Origin of the sequence: Neobacillus kokaensis (assembly GCF_014656545.1) — a bacterium.
Lineage (GTDB): Bacteria > Bacillota > Bacilli > Bacillales > Cytobacillaceae > Neobacillus > Neobacillus kokaensis.
This window is the reverse complement of the sequence record NZ_BNDS01000004.1, coordinates 53,357-72,668: the sequence shown is the minus strand read 5'-3', so window position 1 is coordinate 72,668 and position 19,312 is coordinate 53,357. Positions and strand designations below refer to the sequence as shown.

11 protein-coding genes and 1 pseudogene are annotated in these 19,312 nt (G+C 40.3%); all 12 read left to right on the top strand.

What is annotated here, in order from left to right; translation table 11 throughout:
- The first annotated feature begins 2 nt into the window (after nucleotides 1-2).
- Nucleotides 3-2,177, top strand: coding sequence for a YIP1 family protein (locus tag IE222_RS06705; protein WP_191271015.1), 2,175 nt, complete (start codon nucleotides 3-5; stop codon nucleotides 2,175-2,177).
- Nucleotides 2,177-4,441 (top strand): DUF5696 domain-containing protein, encoded by a 2,265-nt coding sequence (locus IE222_RS06700; protein WP_191271013.1) that lies wholly within the window; start codon nucleotides 2,177-2,179, stop codon nucleotides 4,439-4,441. The genes IE222_RS06705 and IE222_RS06700 overlap by 1 nt, the downstream gene beginning before the upstream one ends.
- 1 nt (nucleotide 4,442) lies before the next feature.
- A complete protein-coding gene (locus IE222_RS06695) occupies nucleotides 4,443-5,312 on the top strand; it encodes a carbohydrate ABC transporter permease (protein ID WP_191271011.1) in 870 nt (289 codons plus the stop codon).
- A 13-nt stretch (nucleotides 5,313-5,325) separates the two neighbouring features.
- A complete protein-coding gene (locus IE222_RS06690; RefSeq protein WP_223282602.1) occupies nucleotides 5,326-6,309 on the top strand; it encodes a carbohydrate ABC transporter permease in 984 nt (327 codons plus the stop codon).
- A 47-nt stretch (nucleotides 6,310-6,356) separates the two neighbouring features.
- Nucleotides 6,357-7,415, top strand: a complete 1,059-nt coding sequence (locus IE222_RS06685; protein ID WP_191271009.1) for a Gfo/Idh/MocA family protein — start codon at nucleotides 6,357-6,359, stop codon at nucleotides 7,413-7,415.
- A gap of 473 nt (nucleotides 7,416-7,888) precedes the next feature.
- Complete coding sequence (gene ebgA, locus IE222_RS06680) at nucleotides 7,889-11,053, top strand: beta-galactosidase subunit alpha (protein ID WP_191271007.1); 3,165 nt, start codon at nucleotides 7,889-7,891, stop codon at nucleotides 11,051-11,053.
- A 34-nt stretch (nucleotides 11,054-11,087) separates the two neighbouring features.
- The gene (locus IE222_RS06675) at nucleotides 11,088-12,080 is read left to right on the top strand and encodes a Gfo/Idh/MocA family protein (protein ID WP_191271005.1); all 993 of its coding nucleotides are present in this window, start codon (nucleotides 11,088-11,090) and stop codon (nucleotides 12,078-12,080) included.
- 73 nt (nucleotides 12,081-12,153) lie between these two features.
- Nucleotides 12,154-13,008, top strand: a complete 855-nt coding sequence (locus IE222_RS06670; protein WP_191271004.1) for a sugar phosphate isomerase/epimerase family protein — start codon at nucleotides 12,154-12,156, stop codon at nucleotides 13,006-13,008.
- A gap of 203 nt (nucleotides 13,009-13,211) precedes the next feature.
- Nucleotides 13,212-15,919, top strand: a pseudogene (locus IE222_RS06665) (alpha-mannosidase).
- Nucleotides 15,916-17,226, top strand: a complete 1,311-nt coding sequence (locus tag IE222_RS06660; protein WP_191271002.1) for a glycoside hydrolase family 125 protein — start codon at nucleotides 15,916-15,918, stop codon at nucleotides 17,224-17,226. Before IE222_RS06665 ends, IE222_RS06660 begins: the two are co-directional and overlap by 4 nt.
- Nucleotides 17,227-17,241: 15 nt before the next feature.
- A complete protein-coding gene (locus tag IE222_RS06655; RefSeq protein ID WP_191271000.1) occupies nucleotides 17,242-18,270 on the top strand; it encodes a family 20 glycosylhydrolase in 1,029 nt (342 codons plus the stop codon).
- A gap of 122 nt (nucleotides 18,271-18,392) precedes the next feature.
- A complete protein-coding gene (locus IE222_RS06650; protein ID WP_191270999.1) occupies nucleotides 18,393-19,274 on the top strand; it encodes a sugar phosphate isomerase/epimerase family protein in 882 nt (293 codons plus the stop codon).
- Nucleotides 19,275-19,312 lie beyond the last annotated feature (38 nt).

Sequence of the window (19,312 nt, the reverse complement as noted above, 5' to 3'; positions counted from 1 at the left end):
CAATGAAAAAAAGACGAAGAATTTGGCAGCCATTCATTGCTTCTCTCAGTCTTGTAACACTATTTCTTTCATTTTCATTGACAGTCAAAGCTGAATCGCCTTTTGAAACGTTTAGTGTTGATGGTTATGGGCGAACGATCGTTACGCAGCCTGCTTATGAACCTGAAGGAGTAATGGCTCAGGATATATATATCACGGATAGCAATGGAGAAAGAGTCTATTCGCCACTAAATAAGCCACAAGATTTATTTATTGACCAAAATGACGGAATCTATATCGCAGATACAGGGAATAACCGTATTGTTCAATTAGACAAAAACGGAAAGCTTGTACGCATTCTTACAGTATTGGAAAGTCCATTAAATCAGCCTTCGGGAGTTTTTATTACAGAGAATGGTGATATCTATATCGCAGATACAGGTAATAAAAGAGTTGTACGTTTAAATAAAGAAGGGAAAATGATTCAAGAATTTTTGCGTCCGACATCAAAATTTATTGATAAGAAGTTTGTGTATGAACCAATCAATATGGTTGTAGATCGGCGCGGCTTCGTTTATGTTGTTTCAAGCGGAACATATCAGGGGATCATCCAGTTTTATCCTAATGGGGAGTTTTACGGGTTTTACGGTACCAACGTATCCGAAGTTTCCTTTATGGACAGAATCCGCAAAATGTTTTATACAAAGGAACAACTGGCCAGACAAGTTCGATTGCTTCCCAACGCAATTAGAAACATTGACATTGATAAAAACGGATACGTTTATACTGTTTCAAGGGACCAAACGAAAGAAATGAAAAAGTTAAACGTTCGCGGAGAAAATCAATGGAAGGATTTCTCGTTTACCAAAAACGTAAAAACTGATTTCTTGCGGGAAGAAGCCACTGCTGCCACCAGCAGCGAGGCTAACGTAACTGGCGTAACTTCCGTGGATACAGATCTTACAGATATCACTGTTAATGAAAATGGGATTGTTACTGTTGCTGATAAAGCCAATGCTTTGGTAGCACAATTTAACCAAAATGGAGAATTACTCTTTTTTTGGGGTGCTCCTGTTACATCTGGATCGCCGCAGGTGGGATTGAACAAAAGTCCTGTTGCTTTGGATACAAATTCTGAAAATAAGATTTTCATTCTGGATGATTCTTTAAATCTAATCCAGGTTCTTGTTCCAACGCAATTTGGTAACACAGTTCAGGATGCCTTTATTTTGACACAACAAGGGAAATACAGCGAAAGTGAAAAATATTGGAGAGAAATTGTCAAACAAAATGCGCTTTTTACACCGGCCTATGCTGGACTTGCACGTGCTTCATTTTATCAGGAGGACTATAAAAAGTCGCAAGAATTGTATAAGCTCGCAGGTGATGACCAAGGATACTCTGATTCATTTTGGCAGCTTCGTCTGCAATGGTTCCAAAAGAACTTTGTATATTTAGCCAATGCTTTTCTTATATTTGGAGTCGCGTTTCTTGTAATCGCACAATTTCGAAAAAGAAATAGTAAAAGGACTTCAGGTGATGGGGATGTTCCTAAAGAGAAAAGTAAATGGATGAAAGATATAAAACTACTTAATCAGTTAAAACATGCATTTTACATCCTTAGACACCCGTTGGACGGCTTCGCTGATATTCGTTATAGAAGTATGGGCGGATATACTAGCGCAATAATCATCTTATTACTTGTAATTGCCGTGGTTATTGCTAGAACATATTTTACTAGTTTTACGTTCCAGCCAGTACCTGTAGGCAGCATAAATATCAGTTCCATCTTGACCATTTCTGCTACGGTGTGGATCTCTTGGGTTATTTGCCACTATTTAATAGGTTCCATTAAGCAAGGTCAAGCGCGCTTTAAAGATGTGTTTGTCGGCAGTGCATACGCACTATTTCCGGTATTCCTTCTTGGGTTGCCGCTAGCGTTACTATCAAACTTGATGTCATTAAATGAATCTTCAATTTACGGATTTTTCAGTATGCTGATGATTATTTGGAGTTTTGCATTGTTTTTCTGGATGATTCAGTCATTGCAAAATTACTCGGTTGGTGAAACCATCATCAATGGTTTACTTTCACTATTTTCAATGATTATGTTATGGGTGTTGGTATTTATTGTTGTAGGCCTTTCTTCAGAAACAATTGACTTTATCTTAACCCTTTATCGGGAGGTGACGATGTAATGAGTAAGAGAAAGCCAATTTTAATTGTGGTGATGTTGTTTCTTCTTTCATGCTGGGTCATACCTGCTTCTGCTACGAATAATTCGAAGCAAAGTAACCAAGAACCAGTCATCAAAATCCAATTTGGAAAAAAACCTGTAAATAATCAATTGAAAGGACTGCCTGATGAAAAGAAATTCCAGGATATAACGGAAAATGACGGCTTTATTCTTAAAGCAGATCCAGAAACTGGCCATTTCATCGTAATAAATAAAAAGTCACAGGCAGTGCTTAGGTCATTTCCTAATCCGGATGGCTGGAATCAAAAAGGTACGTCTGCAGTATGGAAAGCTCATCTGCAGTCGCCCATTATGTTTTCGTACGTTGAAATGAACATTCGTAAAGATATGGTGAAAGAATCCAATCTTTTTAGTCAGAATGGAAATGTAGAATTCAAAAAAATAAAAGATGGATTTCAAGTAACTTATACAATGCCGGAAATTGGTTTTGTTATTCCAATTCAAGTTCACCTAAAAAACGATTATGTCGAAACAAAGGTTCTCTCGGATAAGATTGTGGATGTAAAGGAAACGGATGGAAAAACGGAAGATCCCATGGCACGGCTTGTTTCTCTAAGAGCATATCCATTTTTAGGTGCAGAAACCTCTGAAAAGGAAAACGGCTTTTTACTGCTGCCTGACGGCTCAGGTGCACTTATAGATTTTAAAAAGAACCGCCCAGGTATTGTAAGTCTTTATAGTGAAAGAGTGTATGGCGAGGATATAGCCTTCTCTTCTAATGCAAATATTTCAACAAGACTTCCGGTAAGAATGCCTGTATTCGGGATAAAATCAGGCAAGCAAGCGATATTAGGTGTTATTGATAAAGGTGATTCTTACGCAAATATTGTATCTGCCCCCTCGCAGTCAATGAGCCAATATAATTGGATTACAGGGGAACATTTATATCGCTTTAAAGTTTTTCAGCCAACAAATAGAGAGAAGACAAAAGGCTTCTTCACTTACACTAAAAAACTTCAGCGTACAGAGCGGGCGACCCGTTACTATATGATTGCGAAGGAAAATACGGACTATAGTGATATGGCTGAACGCTATCGTCAATATTTAATGGAAGAACAAGGCTTTAAGAGAAATAATACAAACAAGGAAAATGTCGAATTGCATTTAAACATCCTTGGCGGCGGAACGAAAGATGGCTTTATCAGTGATTCGTTCCTATCATTAACAACAACTGACCAGGCAAAAAAGATCGTGAAAAACCTAAGCAGTCAAGGTATTAAGGATATGTCCATTACGTATTTTGGGTGGCAAAGAGGAGGCTATTCAAATTATGGCGGAAGCTTCCCAATTGCTGGTGATTTGGGTGGTAATAGCGGGATGAAAGAGTTCGTCGATTACGCACATTCAAAAGGTATGCCTGTTTACTTGGACGGCAGCTCCTACACGTTTAACAATACGGGCAAGGATGGTTTTCGACAAAGCCGAGATGGGCTGCGCGATTTAGGGTCATCGGTCATAAAGCTTGGTAAGAATAGAACTTTCGTAAGCCCACGTTTTATGAAAGATGTTGTTCTGGATGATTTGGAAAAAGCGAAGGAATTGGGAATTGACGGCTATTTATTTGGAGCAGGAATTGGCAGTATGCTTACGACGGATTTTAATGACCGGCATTTGGCCTCTAGGCAGGAAGTAAAACAAATTCAGCAAGAACTTTTTAAGAAAACAAAAAAAGAGCTTGGGAATGTTCGTGTAACATCTGGTAATTTATATGCACTAAATAAAAGTAATTATATTGATCAAATGGAGAGTGGCTATTCATTCGACTTGTTTGTTGATCGAGTGGTGCCTTTTGAACAAATCGCTCTTCACGGCCTAATTGGGTATTCCTTTAATTATGGTAATATGAGCGGAGATGTCAAGGAAACGTTTTTAAAGGGCATTGAATACGGCGGGGATCCATCATTTCTCGTAACCCATGAAAAAACGAATAAATTATTAGACTCAAGGCCATTACGAGCATTTTATAGTACCAACTTTAAAGATTGGAAAGAAGAAATTACCACCCAATATAAACGCTTTAATGATGCCCTTGGCGATGTACAGAGTCAGTTTATTACTGATCACCAAAAAATAGCAGACGGCGTGTTTGAAACAACCTACGAAAAAGGTAAACGTATTATCGTCAATTACAACAAAGATCCTTTTACCATTAATGGAATGAAAATAGGTGCAGAGGATTTCGTTGTATTAGAAGGAGGGAAATAAGGTGGAAAGAAAACGATGGTTAAATGCAAAACTGGCCAGTAACCTAGAAGGATGTTTATTTATCGCTCCCTGGTTATTAGGTTTTATAATTTTTCTTGCATTTCCGCTTGGATTTTCCCTTTTTATGAGTTTCCATAAAGTGAGAGTTATACCTGAAGGGATGGAGTATACATTTAATGGAATCAGTTACTATCGGGAGATTTTATTTAACAGCTCCGCCTTTTATGAGCAGTTAATTCCGTATTTCCAAGAAGTGGTAATAATGGTTCCGATTATTTTGATTTTTTCTCTTCTAATTGCGATTCTATTGAATCAAAATCTCCGTGGAAGATTTTTATTTCGGGCTATTTTCTTCCTTCCGGTTATTTTTACAACTGGGTATCTATTAACAGAGTTTGTTAATCAGGGGGAAGGCAGCTTAGGATTTTTAGAACGTTTTTCTATTGGTGCTTATTTAGATACCTTTTTAGGGAATAGTTCTTGGGCTCAGCCAGTTAAAACTTTGTTGAACCGCTTTGTGCTAATTTTGTGGTATTCAGGGGTTCAAATCTTGATATTCCTGGCAGGACGTCAGACAATCTCCCCGTCGGCATATGAATCTGCAAGAATAGATGGTGCTTCTCCATGGGAGGTTTTTTGGAAAATAACATTGCCAGCGATGACACCGTTTATTTTCTTGAATTTAATTTATACAGTAGTAGATATGTTTACGTTTCCGTTTAATCCTATTATTAAATTAGTAGGCACAGGAAATTATGGTTATAGCAGTGCGCTTGCATGGATCTATTTCCTTATCATTGTCATATTTTTGTTAGTAGTTTTGCTGTTATTTATGAGATTGAATAGAGGTCAAAGAATATCAAAAGGTTAAGGAGGGAAGAACCATGAATGCAAATGTTGAAACAAAGAAAATGGCAGGCAGGGTGAAGGTAAAGAGTAATCCTTTGTTTACAAGTACTTTGAGAACCGTCAAATATACTGTACTTGGAAAAGAAATAAATGAGGGGATTCTTTTCAAAGCTTTTTTATACACAATTTTTATTGCAACCTCCTATATTTACCTAAACCCAATTTTGAAAATGCTGGTAAACATGGTGATGACGACTAAAGATCTTGTTGACCCGACCATTACCTGGATACCATCAAAGTTATATTTTGGCCATCTTGAAACGGCATGGGAAATGCTGGATTATTCAAAGTCCTTCTTAATTAGTATGACTGTTGCACTGTGTGCAGCCGTTTTCCATTGTATCTCGACAGGATTGGCGGGGTATGCTTTGGCCCGGTTAAACTTTCCATTTAAAAAGGTTGTTTTCGGACTGTTGTTATTGGCCTTTATTATTCCGCCGCAGGTTATCGTTTTGCCTACCATTGTGGCATTTCGAAGTTTAGGGTTGGATAATTCCATTTTCACCTTGATCATCCCGTCCATGTTTGGATTTGGTGTAAAAGGGGCATTGTTCGTTATTATCTTCCGCCAATTCTTTCTGACACAGCCTAAGGAGTTGGAGGAAGCTGCGAAAATTGATGGTGCAACTGCCATTACCTTTTATTTAAAAGTTATGCTTCCTTTGGCAAAACCAGCCATTTTGGTCGTGTTTCTGTTTTCATTTGTATGGACGTGGAATGATACATACCTCCCGCAAATGTTTTTGGCAGATTCAAAGAATTTACCACTAGCCAGTGAGCTGCTTCAGATGGACAGAGTTATCACGAGCTATGTTGAGAGTCAAAAAATTACATCCTTTGAGGGTGGAGCAATCAAAATGGCAGCAAGTTTCCTTGCAATATTGCCCCCTTTACTTATATTCATGTTCTTCCAGCGTCATTTTGTAGAAGGTGTAGAACGTACAGGATTAGTAGAATAACTCTGAGTCTATTTCATTGAAAATAATATTTAATTGGAGGAAAAATAATGGGGAAATTAAAGGTTGGTATTATAGGTGCTGGATCTTTATCAGAAGCGCATTTTGAAGCATACAAGAATAATCCGAATGTAGAATTGTTTGCAGTTTGCGATTTAATCGAAGACCGTGCAGGGAAAAAAGCGGAAAAATATAATATACCAAATATTTATACTGATTATCAGGAAATGGTTAAAAATCCTGAATTAGACGCGATTAGTGTCGTAACTTGGAATAATACACATAAGGATATTTCTGTTGCTGCTCTGGAGGCAGGTAAACATGTATTATGTGAGAAACCACTTTGTTTAAATTACGATGAAGCATTGGAAATAAAAGCAGCCACAGAGAAGACTGATAAGAAATTTATGATCGGCTATGTTCGCCGCCATGCTTCAAGTATTGCCGTCTTAAAAGAAGTAATTGATAATGGCTCTCTTGGAGATATTTATTATGCAAAAGCATCCAATCTTAGAAGATTGGGGAATCCTGGAGGCTGGTTCTCAGATAAATCAAGATCCGGCGGTGGTCCGCTAATTGACCTTGGGGTCCATGTCATTGATTTATTATGGTATTTAATGGGCAGACCAAAGGTTAAGACAGTTAGTGCGAATACGTATAATAAGCTTGGAAATCGCAGTAATATTAAAGCATTATCATTTTATAAAGCAGCTGATTATTCCCCTGAAAATGATGTGGAGGACCTGGCAAATGCATTAATCCGGTTTGAGAATGGTGCTTCATTAATGGTAGATGTAAGCTTTACATTACACGCCAAAAATGATCAAAGCGGTGCTGTAATTTTTGGCGATAAAGGCGGGGCGGAAATTGATCCATCATTAGTCATTGTACATGAAAAAAATAATGTTATTTTGAACAGTACGCCTCAAATGGATCACCCATACTTTAATTTTCAAGATGGATTCCAAAATGAAATTAACCACTTCGTGAACTGCTGTCTGACAGGAGAGCAACCGATCGGTGGAATTGATGATGGCGTAGAAATGATGAAAATTTTGACAGCAATTTATGAATCAGCGAAGAAACAACAAGAAGTAGTATTTGAATAATAGTTGATGGAAGCACATTTTAATTAAATCTATTGCTAAAAAGAAGGAGGAAGAAAACTTTGATCTTCCTCTTTCTTTTCGTTTGTTAGTAAATTTTTTTAAAAAAAGTACAATATTTTTAGTAAAATTTTAATAATATTTAATTAAATAACTATCTAAGCATGAAAAACATGGTATTTTTGTAGAGAGTAGATTTTTTTGTCTAACTCTTCTGATTTTGAATATATAAATGAAAGGGGTTGCAAATTAGCGGAATTAATACTGAATCATATTCGCGATTTAGTTGAATTTTAAGAAAAAACATACCTTAAAAGAATGACATATCCTTATACAAAGCTTGTTAGATAGTCAGATTGCTTAAGACAAGACATACAAAATTAACATATTTACGTTTAATGGATAACGAAAGTAAGCTAAAGGAAATACCACAGGTTGATGGAAAAGACGACTTAAATTATATGGAGGTATTTTAGATGGTTGAGAAAAAAGACTGGGAAAATCTTTCTGTCTTGCAAAAAGGCCGCCTGCCTGAACGGGCCTATTTTCTTTCTTTTGCAAATGAACATGCCGCCCTCACCTACGAAAGAGGAAAGTCGCAAGGATTTAAGCTGTTAAATGGTAAGTGGAAATTTCATTACGCCCAAAACCCAGCTCTAGCACCTGCAGAATTTTACCAAGAGGCATTTGATGTTAGCGGATGGGATGAGCTTCCTGTTCCGTCCCACTGGCAGTTGAATGGTTACGGCAAACCGCATTATACAAATGTCCAGTATCCGTTTCCGGTCGACCCGCCGTATGTTCCGACTGAAAACCCCACGGGTTCCTACCGTAGAAGTTTTTATATCCCGTTAGAATGGCTGCCTCAAAAGGTCATTTTACGCTTTGAAGGTGTAGATAGTGCTTTCCATGTGTGGGTAAATGGGGAGGAAGTTGGTTATAGCCAGGGAAGCCGAATCCCAGCTGAATTTGATATTTCCCCCTATATTCGTGAGGGCAATAATACATTATCAGTAAGAGTATACCAGTGGTCAGACGGCAGTTACATAGAAGATCAGGATATGTGGTGGTTAAGCGGCATTTTCCGGGATGTTTATCTGCTAGCTAAGCCTAAGGTACATATTCAAGATGTATTTATCACAACCGACTTGGATGAAAACTATGAAAATGCCAGTCTTAAAATAAAGACAGTAATTGAAAATGGCAGTCATCAAAAGCTGGAAGATTATTTGCTTGAATACCGTCTGCTCAACCAGGAACGAGACTTAGTTTCTGCTAAATCACAGCAGATTGTAATAGCTAACCATCAATCTATAAACGTAGAATTTGAAATTCCGGTGGTTAGTCCGATAAAGTGGTCTGCTGAACATCCATATTTATACAATTTACTGATTACATTGAAGGATACAAATGGCAATATCGTAGAAGTGGTGCCCAACAAAACTGGATTCCGCTCGATTGAATTAAAAGATGGTGTTTTTCTAGTCAACGGTGTCGCTATTAAGCTAAAAGGCGTTAACCGTCATGACTCTCATCCGGACTTAGGACGTGCTGTACCGCTTGCGGCTATGGAAGAAGACATCATCATAATGAAACAACATAATATTAATGCTGTAAGAACAGCACATTATCCAAACGACCCAAGATTTTATGATCTTTGTGATATGTATGGCCTTTATGTCATTGATGAGGCAGACTTAGAAACCCATGGCGTAGAGCATGTTGGTCCAAGCAATCTTATTAGTGATAATCCTGAATGGGAAGAGGCTTATGTAGACAGAGCCAAACGGATGGTGGCACGCGACAAGAATCATCCATCAATTATTATGTGGTCTCTAGGAAATGAATCGGGATATGGCTGCAACCATGATGCAATGACCAAGTGGATCAAAGAAAATGATCCTACCCGTTTGGTTCATTACGAAGGGGAGTCTAGAAGCATTATGGTTAAGGACGAGAATAACCCAAAAAGGGACCCATTCTGTTCCGATGTTCATACAACGATGTACACGTCCATTGAGACTCTAGAAAAATGGGGACAACGAACTGATTTAAAGAAGCCGCATATTCTTTGTGAATACATTCATGCGATGGGAAATGGTCCTGGAGGAATTAAGGAATATTGGGATCTTTTTTACAAATATAGACGATTGCAGGGCGGTTTTGTCTGGGAATGGTGTGATCATGGAATCCGCCAATTGACGGAAGATGGCGAGGAATACTTTGCTTACGGCGGTGATTTCGGAGATAAACCGAATGACTATAATTTTGTCATTGACGGGCTCGTCATGCCGGACCGTACACCTTCACCAGGTTTGATTGAGTACAAGAAAGTGATTGAGCCGGTACATGTTGAGGCCTTAGATTTAGGCAGAGGCGAATTGCTTATCACTAACCGCTATGACTTTATTTCCTTGCAGCATTTGAATCTGTCCTGGTCTGTTGAAGCAGACGGCAAAGTTGTGAAGCAAGGAGTGCTGACTATGCCTGCAATTGCGCCAGGAGTAAGTCTGGCAGCAGCCATTCCTTATCGGCTTTCGACAGAGGTTTTAGCAAACACTGAGTATTGGTTAAACCTAAAGTTTACGCTGGCAGCAGATACGTTATGGGCGAAAGCTGGTCATGAGATTGCGTGGGCACAGTTTGAGCTGCCTGTGAAAAATGACCAGCCTCTACAGGATGCTTCGTCATCGCATGCACCGCTTCAAAGTGTGGAAGCAGGTAACAAATTGTTGGTAAACGGGGAAGATTTCAATGTTGAATTTGATCTTGTATTTGGAACCATCAATTCTTTGTCTTATCAAGGGCTGCCGCTTTTACAGGAAGGTCCAAAGCTGCATTTTTGGCGGGCGTTAATTGATAATGATCACCGCTCTGCTCATAGCTGGAAACAATATGGTTTACACTGGCTCCAACACCGAGTGGATAGTGTAGTATGGCAGCAATCAGAGGGTGATCAAGTTGTCGTAACGGTGAACGCTCGCATTGCCCCTCCAATTTTAGCTTGGGGAATCCGTACCATTTACACGTATACCATTTCCGGCAGCGGAGAGATTGCAATCGATGTGAAAGGTTCTCTTGAAGGGAACGGACCGAAAACGCTGCCGCGGATTGGCTTACAAATGAAGCTTCCTGCGTATTTAGATGAAGCTGCTTGGTATGGCAGAGGACCAGGGGAAGCCTACAGCGACAGCAAACAAGCTAACCGTGTTAGCGTTTATACGAAAAAGGTGGCGGATCTTTATACCCCATATATCTATCCGCAGGAGAATGGCAACCGCCATGAGGTTCGCTGGGTATCAATGGCAAGCACTGGAGGAATGGGTTTTGTTGCTGCAGGGGCACCAACGCTTGATTTCAGCGCGCACTATTATACAACTGAAAACTTAGATAAGGCACAGCATACGTATTATTTAATAAAACAGGATTTTATAACGTTTAACTTAGATTTCCAGCAGCACGGTCTTGGTTCCGCCAGCTGCGGTCCGGATGTAACAGAACCGTATCAATTAAAAAATGGAGATTTCCAGTTCATGATACGCTTAAAGCCGTTTTCTGCCGACGAAAGTTCTCCGGCAGAGATAGGCAAGTCATTAAGAGCAATGAATCGGAAGCAGGAATTAAGCACTTCCACAGTATAGGAAACAATCTTTGAAGAGATGAGGTATGAAACCTATGAAAAAAGTAAAAGTGGGATTTGTCGGGGCCGGAGGAATTGCCAATACACATTTACAAAATATCAGCAAAAATGAGAAGGCAGAGGTTACTGCGATTTGTGATATTTCTGAAGAAACAGCACTGCAAAAAGCCAAGGAATATGGCGGAACTGTTTATACAAATGTAGATGAAATGCTTGATAAGGAAGAATTAGATGCTTTATTTGTTTCTGTACCGCCATTTGCCCACGGAGAGATAGAAGAAAAAGCAGCGGCAAGAGGAATTCACTTAATGGTAGAAAAGCCGTTAGGCCTAGACTATCATAAGGTGGCTAAAAAAGCCGAAGTGATTAAACAATCCGGAATCATAAATGGGGTCGGCTATTGTTTGCGGTACTGGGAATCGGTAGAAAAAGCCAAGGAGTATCTAAAGGATAAAAAACCTGCCATGGTTAGGGGCTATTATTTATCATCATTTGTACCAACTCCTTGGTATATTGAATGGGATAAATCGGGCGGTCAGCTGGTGGAGCAATCGACTCATATTGTAGACTTAGCAAGATATTTAGGTGGAGAAGTTGAACAGGTTTATGCTGATATGAGCCTCCAGGTTCATCGCAATGTGCCAAATATTACTATTCCGGATGTGACCTCTTTGAACTTTGTGTATGACTCAGGGGCTGTTGGGCATATCGACAGTACTTTTGCACAATTTGACCACCGAATGGGCATTGAATTATTTGGTGAAGATTTTCGTGTTTCCATCGATGGAGGCACATTGTCGATTCTCGAGAAAGGCTCTAAAACGACCTTAAAGTCAGAAGTGGATGTTTATAAACAGCAAGACAACGTATTTATTGATGCCATTATCCAAGGGGACCAAAATTTAATTTTATCCTCATATGAAGATGGATTGAAGACACTTGCCGTTACGCTAGCCGCCAATCGGTCACACGAAACGGGTCTTCCGGTGAAAATTGGCGAGTTAAGCCATCTCCCTATAAAAAGGTAAAAATTTCTTTTTATATTGGTGTTGATACCAGTAAAAATAAAGCCGCAGAAAAAATACATGGAGGTTTTCATAAATGAAGCTAGGTATTAGTTCGTATAGCTTGCAAGGTGCCATTAATTCGAAAAAAATGACGATTTTAGATGTCGTACAGTGGGTGGCAGATCTAGGCGGGGAGCATGTTGAGATTGTTCCGATTGGCTTTGATTTGGCAGCGGATGTTTCGCTCGCCGATGCAATCCGGCAAAAAGCGGAGGAAGCAGGAATCGAAATCTCCAATTATGCTGTTGGAGCGAATTTTTTAACAGATAACTTTGAAAACGAAATCGAGCGTATTAAAAAAGAAGTTGATATTGCACACCGCCTTGGTGTCAAATTGATGCGGCATGATGTAGCGTGGAAGTCCCCTAACGAGATTTCTATCAGGGACTTTGAACAGGATCTGCCACGAATGGCTGAAGCTTGCCGTACGATTGCTGAATATGCGGCCCAATTTGGTGTTGTGACAAGTGTTGAAAACCATGGCTATTATGTACAGGCAAGCGACCGGGTGCAGCGATTGATTCACGAAGTGGATAAGGAAAACTTTAAAACAACGCTGGATACAGGGAATTTCCTCTGCGTGGATGAGGATCCGGTGTCAGCTGTGAAGAAAAATATTCCATTCGCCTCAATGGTGCATGTGAAAGATTTTTACCGCAGAAGCTCACCGCTAGGTCTTGGAGAAGGCTGGTTCCCTTCAAGTTCTGGCAATTATTTACGGGGGGCGATCACAGGACATGGAGATATCAATTTACCTGAAGTCTTAAAGGTTATTAAACAATCAGGCTATGATGGTTTTATTTCCATTGAGTTTGAAGGAATGGAAGATTGCGAGAAGGCAGCCAAAATAAGCTTCGATAATGTCCGCAGGATTTGGGATGCCGTTTAGGCTGTGTAAAAGTAAATTTGCATAAATATTTGAAAAATCGCAGATAAATCACCCGAAATTGCAGATATATAAGAAAAACTGCAGATAAATCACTCAAAGTTGCAGATATATGTTCAAGCACTAATAAAAAATGAATAAGCGGTCACTATCCAACAGGTTTAGTGACCCAAATACATAGAAATAAAGATGATGGAGGGTTCAGGTTGAACAAGAAAAAGTTTGTTCATATCATTTCCCACACCCATTGGGACCGAGAATGGTATTTGCCATTCGAAAAGCACCATGTTTTGCTTTGCAAACTAATGGATCAACTAATTGAAACATTAGAAAAAGATTCAAATTTTAAAAGTTTTCATCTCGATGGCCAGACCATCATCCTTGATGACTATCTGCAATTCCGTCCTGAAATGAAAGAAAAACTGAAACAATTCATAGATGAGGATAGAATTCATATTGGTCCATGGTACATCCTGCAGGATGAATTTTTAACAAGCAGTGAAGCCAACTTCGCAATCTCCAGTATGGGTTAAAGGATGCGGTGGGATGGGGCAGTAAGGTATCAATGCTCGGCTATTTTCCTGACTCGTTTGGCAACATGGGTCAGGCTCCGCAAATTCTTAAGCAAGCCGGCATTGACACTGCTGTTTTTGGCAGAGGAGTTAAACCTACCGGATTCAACAATATGGTAAGTGAATCCGAAGATTACGAATCTCCTTATTCGGAAATGATTTGGCAGTCGCCAGATGGGTCCACCGTACTTGGGATTTTGTTTGCAAATTGGTATAGCAACGGCAATGAAATCCCTGTTTTACGTGAAGAAGCACGGGAGTTTTGGAAGCAAAGGATTGCCAATGCTGAAAAATATGCGGCAACTCCTCATTTGTTAATGATGAATGGCTGTGACCATCAGCCGGTTCAAACAGATTTATCGGGAGCTATCACTGTGGCCCAGGAACTATTTCCTGACTATGAATTTATTCATTCAGATTTCGACCAGTATATCCAACAAGTTAAACAATCACTTCCCAATGATTTAAAGGTGATCAACGGGGAACTGCGTAGCCAGCATACAGATGGCTGGGGGACGCTCGTCAATACGGCTTCAGCACGCATATATTTAAAGCAGCTTAACCAAATAGGGCAGACAATGCTGGAAAAAGTGGCCGAACCACTGGCTTCTTTCGCTTATCTTGCAGGTGAGAAGTACCCGCATCATTTATTTTCATATGCATGGAAAACACTAATGCAAAATCATCCGCATGACAGCATCTGCGGCTGCAGTGTGGACGAGGTGCATCGTGAAATGGTAACCAGATTTGAAAAAAGCAGGCATGTGGCGGAAATGATTATTGATGATAGTATGGCTGCGATCACAAACCAGATAAATACAAATACGTATCGTAAATATGGGGATGACGCCATTCCATTTACTGTATTTAACACTTCGGGCTGGAAGCGGACCGGGGTTGTTACAATAGATCTTGACCTGGAGCGCCAATACTATTCAAAGGGAGTTAATAAAGCAGAATTGCTGAATATCCCGCTTGATGGACGCGTCTTGGTGGATGAGACAGGCAATCACTATCCATTTGAATTAAAGGATCTGAGCATTCAATTTGGCTACGATTTGCCGGACGATCAATTTCGTCAGCCATATATGGCAAGAAAAGTTAGACTTACGTTCGAAGCAATTGATATTCCAGGTCTAGGTCATAAAACGTATGCTTTTGTAAAGGAATCAATGTCAGAAACAAAAAGCAGCCACTCGTTATTTAATCATGATAGAGAAATAGAAAATGATTTTCTACTTATCAATGTAGCTGATAACGGTTCATTAACTGTTAAGGATAAAAAGAGCGGCAAAGTGTTCAAAAATCTTTGTATCTATGAAGATAGCGGCGACATTGGCAATGAGTATATGTACCGCCAGCCAGATGGTGAAAACAGCTTGACGACGGAGAATGTGCTGGCTGATATTCGAATCATAGAAGATTCTCCACTCCAGGCAGTGCTTGAAATAGTTCATCAATGGGAACTCCCATCCGGGGCAAGCGATGAACTGGATACGGAACAAAGCCAGCTCGTTTGGTTTACCTCCCGAAAATCACAGCGGGCAGCGGAAACGACACCTTTTACAATCAAAACAATTGTCAAGCTTGAAAAACATGGGAAGGGTATTGATGTGACAACCTCTTTTGATAATCAAGTTACCGACCATCGCTTGCGTGTGTTATTCCCGACTGAAATAGAAACCAGCTGCCATTATGCGGATTCCATTTTTGAAGCGGCCAAGCGAGACAATCTTCCATCAAAGGAATGGAAGAATCCAAGCAACTGCCAGCACCAGCAAGCGTTTGTAAGCGTCCACAATGAACAAGCTGGTCTAACAATTGCCAATAAAGGGCTGAATGAATACGAGGTTATTCGCGATGGAAAGAATACGATTGCTATTACAATCCTTCGTGCGGTAAGAGAATTAGGAGACTGGGGCTATTTCCCAACACCGGAAGCCCAATGCCTGGGAGAACAGACGGTGCATTTTAAAATCATTCCTCATGGAGATGATGCCTACACTGAGGCATATCAGTTCCAGATTCCGTGGGGTGTCAAGCAAACGAATCTCCACGATGGGAAACTTCCTTTAACGCATACATGTGTTGAGTGGTCGGGTTCCAAGCTTGCTTTTTCATCAATGAAGACAGCAGAGAAAACAGGTGATGTTATGATTCGTTGGTATAACCTGTCTAATGAACATGAGGATTTAAGAATCCTACCGCATTTCACTGCTGCAAAAAAATATAAAAGCAATGTCTTAGAGCAAGAAGGCATAAATCTTGAAAACTCGATTTCCGTCAATCCTTATGAGATTGTTACAGTAGGTCTTAAGAAAAAGGAGAACTTTTTTTCATGACAAACCAATTGCCAGCCAGCATGAAAGCACTGATTGAAGAAGTGAAAACAATTTTTCACCAAGATCCAAAGGTACAAGCATTGTTTGAGAATTGTTTTTCTAATACCTATGAAACAACATTAAAAAAGCGGAAGGACGGTTCTATCTTCGTAATCACAGGGGATATACCGGCAATGTGGCTGCGGGATTCTGCCGCCCAAGTCCGCCCTTATCTGCTCCTGGCAGAGACCGATCCGGAAATCGCAGACATGATTGAAGGGGTTATAAACAGCCAATTTGCTTATATCAATCATGATCCATATGCCAACGGTTTTAATGAAGAACCAAACGGACAGCGGTACCATGAGGATTCAACAGAGATGACGCCGTTGATTTGGGAACGAAAATATGAAATTGATTCTCTTTGTTATCCTATCCAGCTTGCTTATTTATTTTGGAAGGCAACAGGTAGAACCTCCCATTTTAATGAAAGCTTTCAAACTGCAGTAGAAAAAATTCTCGCACTATGGGTGGTTGAACAGAATCATGAGGAGCAATCTCCTTATCGGTTTGAACGTGACAATTGCCCACCTTCAGATACATTAACTCGAGATGGAAAAGGCAGCTTGGTGACCTATACTGGAATGACCTGGTCAGGCTTCCGTCCAAGTGATGATGCCTGCCAGTATGGCTATTTAATTCCAGCCAATATGTTTGCGGTTGTTGTGCTGAAACAGCTTTCTGAAATTGCTGAGAAAGTTTTAAACGATGATGAATTATTCGAAGAATCTGTAAGGCTGGCGGAGGAAATTGATCGCGGAATCCAAACGTTTGGTATAGTAAAACACCCAGAGTACGGGAAGATATATGTCTATGAAACAGACGGACTTGGAAACTATAACTTAATGGACGATGCCAATGTCCCAAGTCTATTATCCATGCCGTACCTCGGCTATTGCAGCCCGGATGACCCGATTTATTTAAATACAAGGAAATTTATTTTAAGCGAGGAGAATCCTTATTTTTATGAAGGAAGTGCCGCTAAAGGCATCGGCAGTCCGCACACGCCGCCCCAATTTATTTGGCATATTGCCCTAGCCATACAGGGGATGACAGCAGTTTCCGATCAGGAAAGGGTTGAAATTTTGGAGCTGTTTAAAACCACGGATGCGAATGCCAACTTGATGCACGAAGGCTTTCATGTTGACGCACCAGAAAAGTTTACGCGGCTATGGTTCTCTTGGGCAAATTCAATGTTCAGTGAATTTCTATTAACAATGTGCAACAAATATGTAAAAGGCAATGCACTATCAAAAATAGGCCAATGAAAGGATGTTTATCAAGTGAAAAAGACCGATTCTGTTAAAGCGTTTCATCTCCGTTTTGGATCACATCAGCTGGTAGAACCATTCAAGCAGTTTATCGAAAAAGTACTGGCACCAAAAGGTATTAATCAGCTAATCATTGAATGCAATACATCGTTTGTTTTTGAAAAACATCCGGAAATCACTGAAGGAACTTTAACAAAACAGGATGCTAGGGAAATTGCCGATGTTTGTAAGCGGCATGGTATACGTGTCATTCCACTGTTTCAATGTCTTGGTCATCAGGGCTGGGGCGGAGCGCCTAACTCACTGTTAAAAGCCTATCCTGAATTTGATGAAACACCACATATCCCATTAGATGCAAAATGGCCTGACTTTTTCTGCCGCAGCTGGTGTCCGCTGCATCCAGAAATCAACGCGCTTGCCTTTGATCTGCTTGGTGAAATCATTGATGCCTTTGATGCAGATGCGATGCATGTAGGCATGGATGAAGTTTACGCGCTTGCTGATGACCAGTGCCCGCGATGCAAGGGGAAAGAGCGGGGAGAGCTTTTCGCTAAAGCAATAAATGATTTGCATGGATATTTAGTGAAAGAGCGTGGTGTCCAGATGTATATGTGGGCGGACCGGTTAAATGACAGTGAGGCAACTGGTTATAACCGATGGGAAGGCGATACCTTTGGTACCCACAAGGCTATTTCGGCGATACCGACAGATATTGTCTTGATGGATTGGCATTATGATCCTTTGGATTCGTATCCTTCGATTGGTATCTTTTTAGAAAAGGGATTCTCGGTAATTCCTTCCTGCTGGTATAAAACAGAAGCAGCAGTAGATTTTCTTAAGGAGAGCAAGCGCCAGGCAGTTGAAACATCGGAGCCGGATCGCTTGCTTGGAATGGCAGTCACCTCGTGGAATGGCTGGAATCAAGAAGCCTTTGAAAAATTTATTCATTTAACTTCGTCCTCCTTTACAAGAGAGGAAGAGTTAGGGGAACTGGATGAGCTTTATCGTACTCTTGATGTGATTACGAAAGAGCTCTCATAACGTAGACTAGAAAGTAAATCTAAGTCAATAGCGATAGTAGTTGGAGCACTGGAAGAGGTTCCTGCCGGTGGGAAAATTGGGTCAGGATTTATCGAAAGATTGTGAGAAAGGGAGAATGTAAAATGATAAAATTAGAAAATAAGATTGGAATTATTGTCGATAGTTTGCGCCTGCCTATCCGTGAAGGGTTGAAGGTGGCGAAAGAGCTTGGTGCAGATGGTGTCCAAATTTATGCGGTTGATGGAGAAATGAGCCCAGAAAATTTGACTTCTGCTGCAAGAAAGGAATTAAAGGATTATATCGCGTCATTAGGGTTGGAAATCTCAGCACTTTGCGGTGATTTAGGCGGACATGGATTTCAAGATAAGGATGCGAATCCAGAAAAGGTTGAGAAGTCCAAAAGAATTCTTGATTTAGCGGTTGAGCTTGGAACCAATATCGTTACGACTCACATTGGAATAGTTCCAGAAGATCCATCATCTGAAGTGTATGCATCAATGCAAAAAGCCTGTGAGGAATTGGGGGTTTATGCTAAAAGCTTAAACGCTTATTTTGCGATAGAAACGGGTCCAGAAACTTCGTTAACGTTAAAAAACTTCTTGGATTCGCTAAGCACTAACGGTGTTTCCGTAAACTTTGACCCGGCCAATATGGTGATGGTTACCGGAGATGATCCGGTAGAAGGAGTTAAACTGCTAAAGGAATATATTGTTCATACCCATGTAAAAGATGGCATCAGGCTGAAGCAGGTTGATCCTCGTGCTGTCTATGGTTCGCTGGACTTCGGCAACGGAGTGGACCATGAACAAATTGCAAAAATGGTGACCGAGGGAGAGTTTTTCAGAGAGCTTCCATTAGGTCAAGGGAAGGTGGATTTTAACCAGTATTTTGCCGCTCTCCAATCAATTGGCTACACGGGGTACTTAACAATTGAACGTGAAGTCGGCACGAGTCCTGTTCAAGATATTGGCGAGGCAATTAAATTTATTCGGACTTTTAAATAAGAGACAATGCTTACATGCCTTGTTCAGAATTAGGGCGT

Coding starts and splice junctions, on each gene's coding strand:
- IE222_RS06705 (WP_191271015.1), top strand. CDS start 3: ATGAAAAAAAGACGAAGAATTTGGCAGCCATTCATTGCTTCTCTCAGT.
- IE222_RS06700 (WP_191271013.1), top strand. CDS start 2,177: ATGAGTAAGAGAAAGCCAATTTTAATTGTGGTGATGTTGTTTCTTCTT.
- IE222_RS06690 (WP_223282602.1), top strand. CDS start 5,326: ATGAATGCAAATGTTGAAACAAAGAAAATGGCAGGCAGGGTGAAGGTA.
- IE222_RS06685 (WP_191271009.1), top strand. CDS start 6,357: ATGGGGAAATTAAAGGTTGGTATTATAGGTGCTGGATCTTTATCAGAA.
- ebgA (WP_191271007.1), top strand. CDS start 7,889: ATGGTTGAGAAAAAAGACTGGGAAAATCTTTCTGTCTTGCAAAAAGGC.
- IE222_RS06675 (WP_191271005.1), top strand. CDS start 11,088: ATGAAAAAAGTAAAAGTGGGATTTGTCGGGGCCGGAGGAATTGCCAAT.
- IE222_RS06670 (WP_191271004.1), top strand. CDS start 12,154: ATGAAGCTAGGTATTAGTTCGTATAGCTTGCAAGGTGCCATTAATTCG.
- IE222_RS06660 (WP_191271002.1), top strand. CDS start 15,916: ATGACAAACCAATTGCCAGCCAGCATGAAAGCACTGATTGAAGAAGTG.
- IE222_RS06650 (WP_191270999.1), top strand. CDS start 18,393: ATGATAAAATTAGAAAATAAGATTGGAATTATTGTCGATAGTTTGCGC.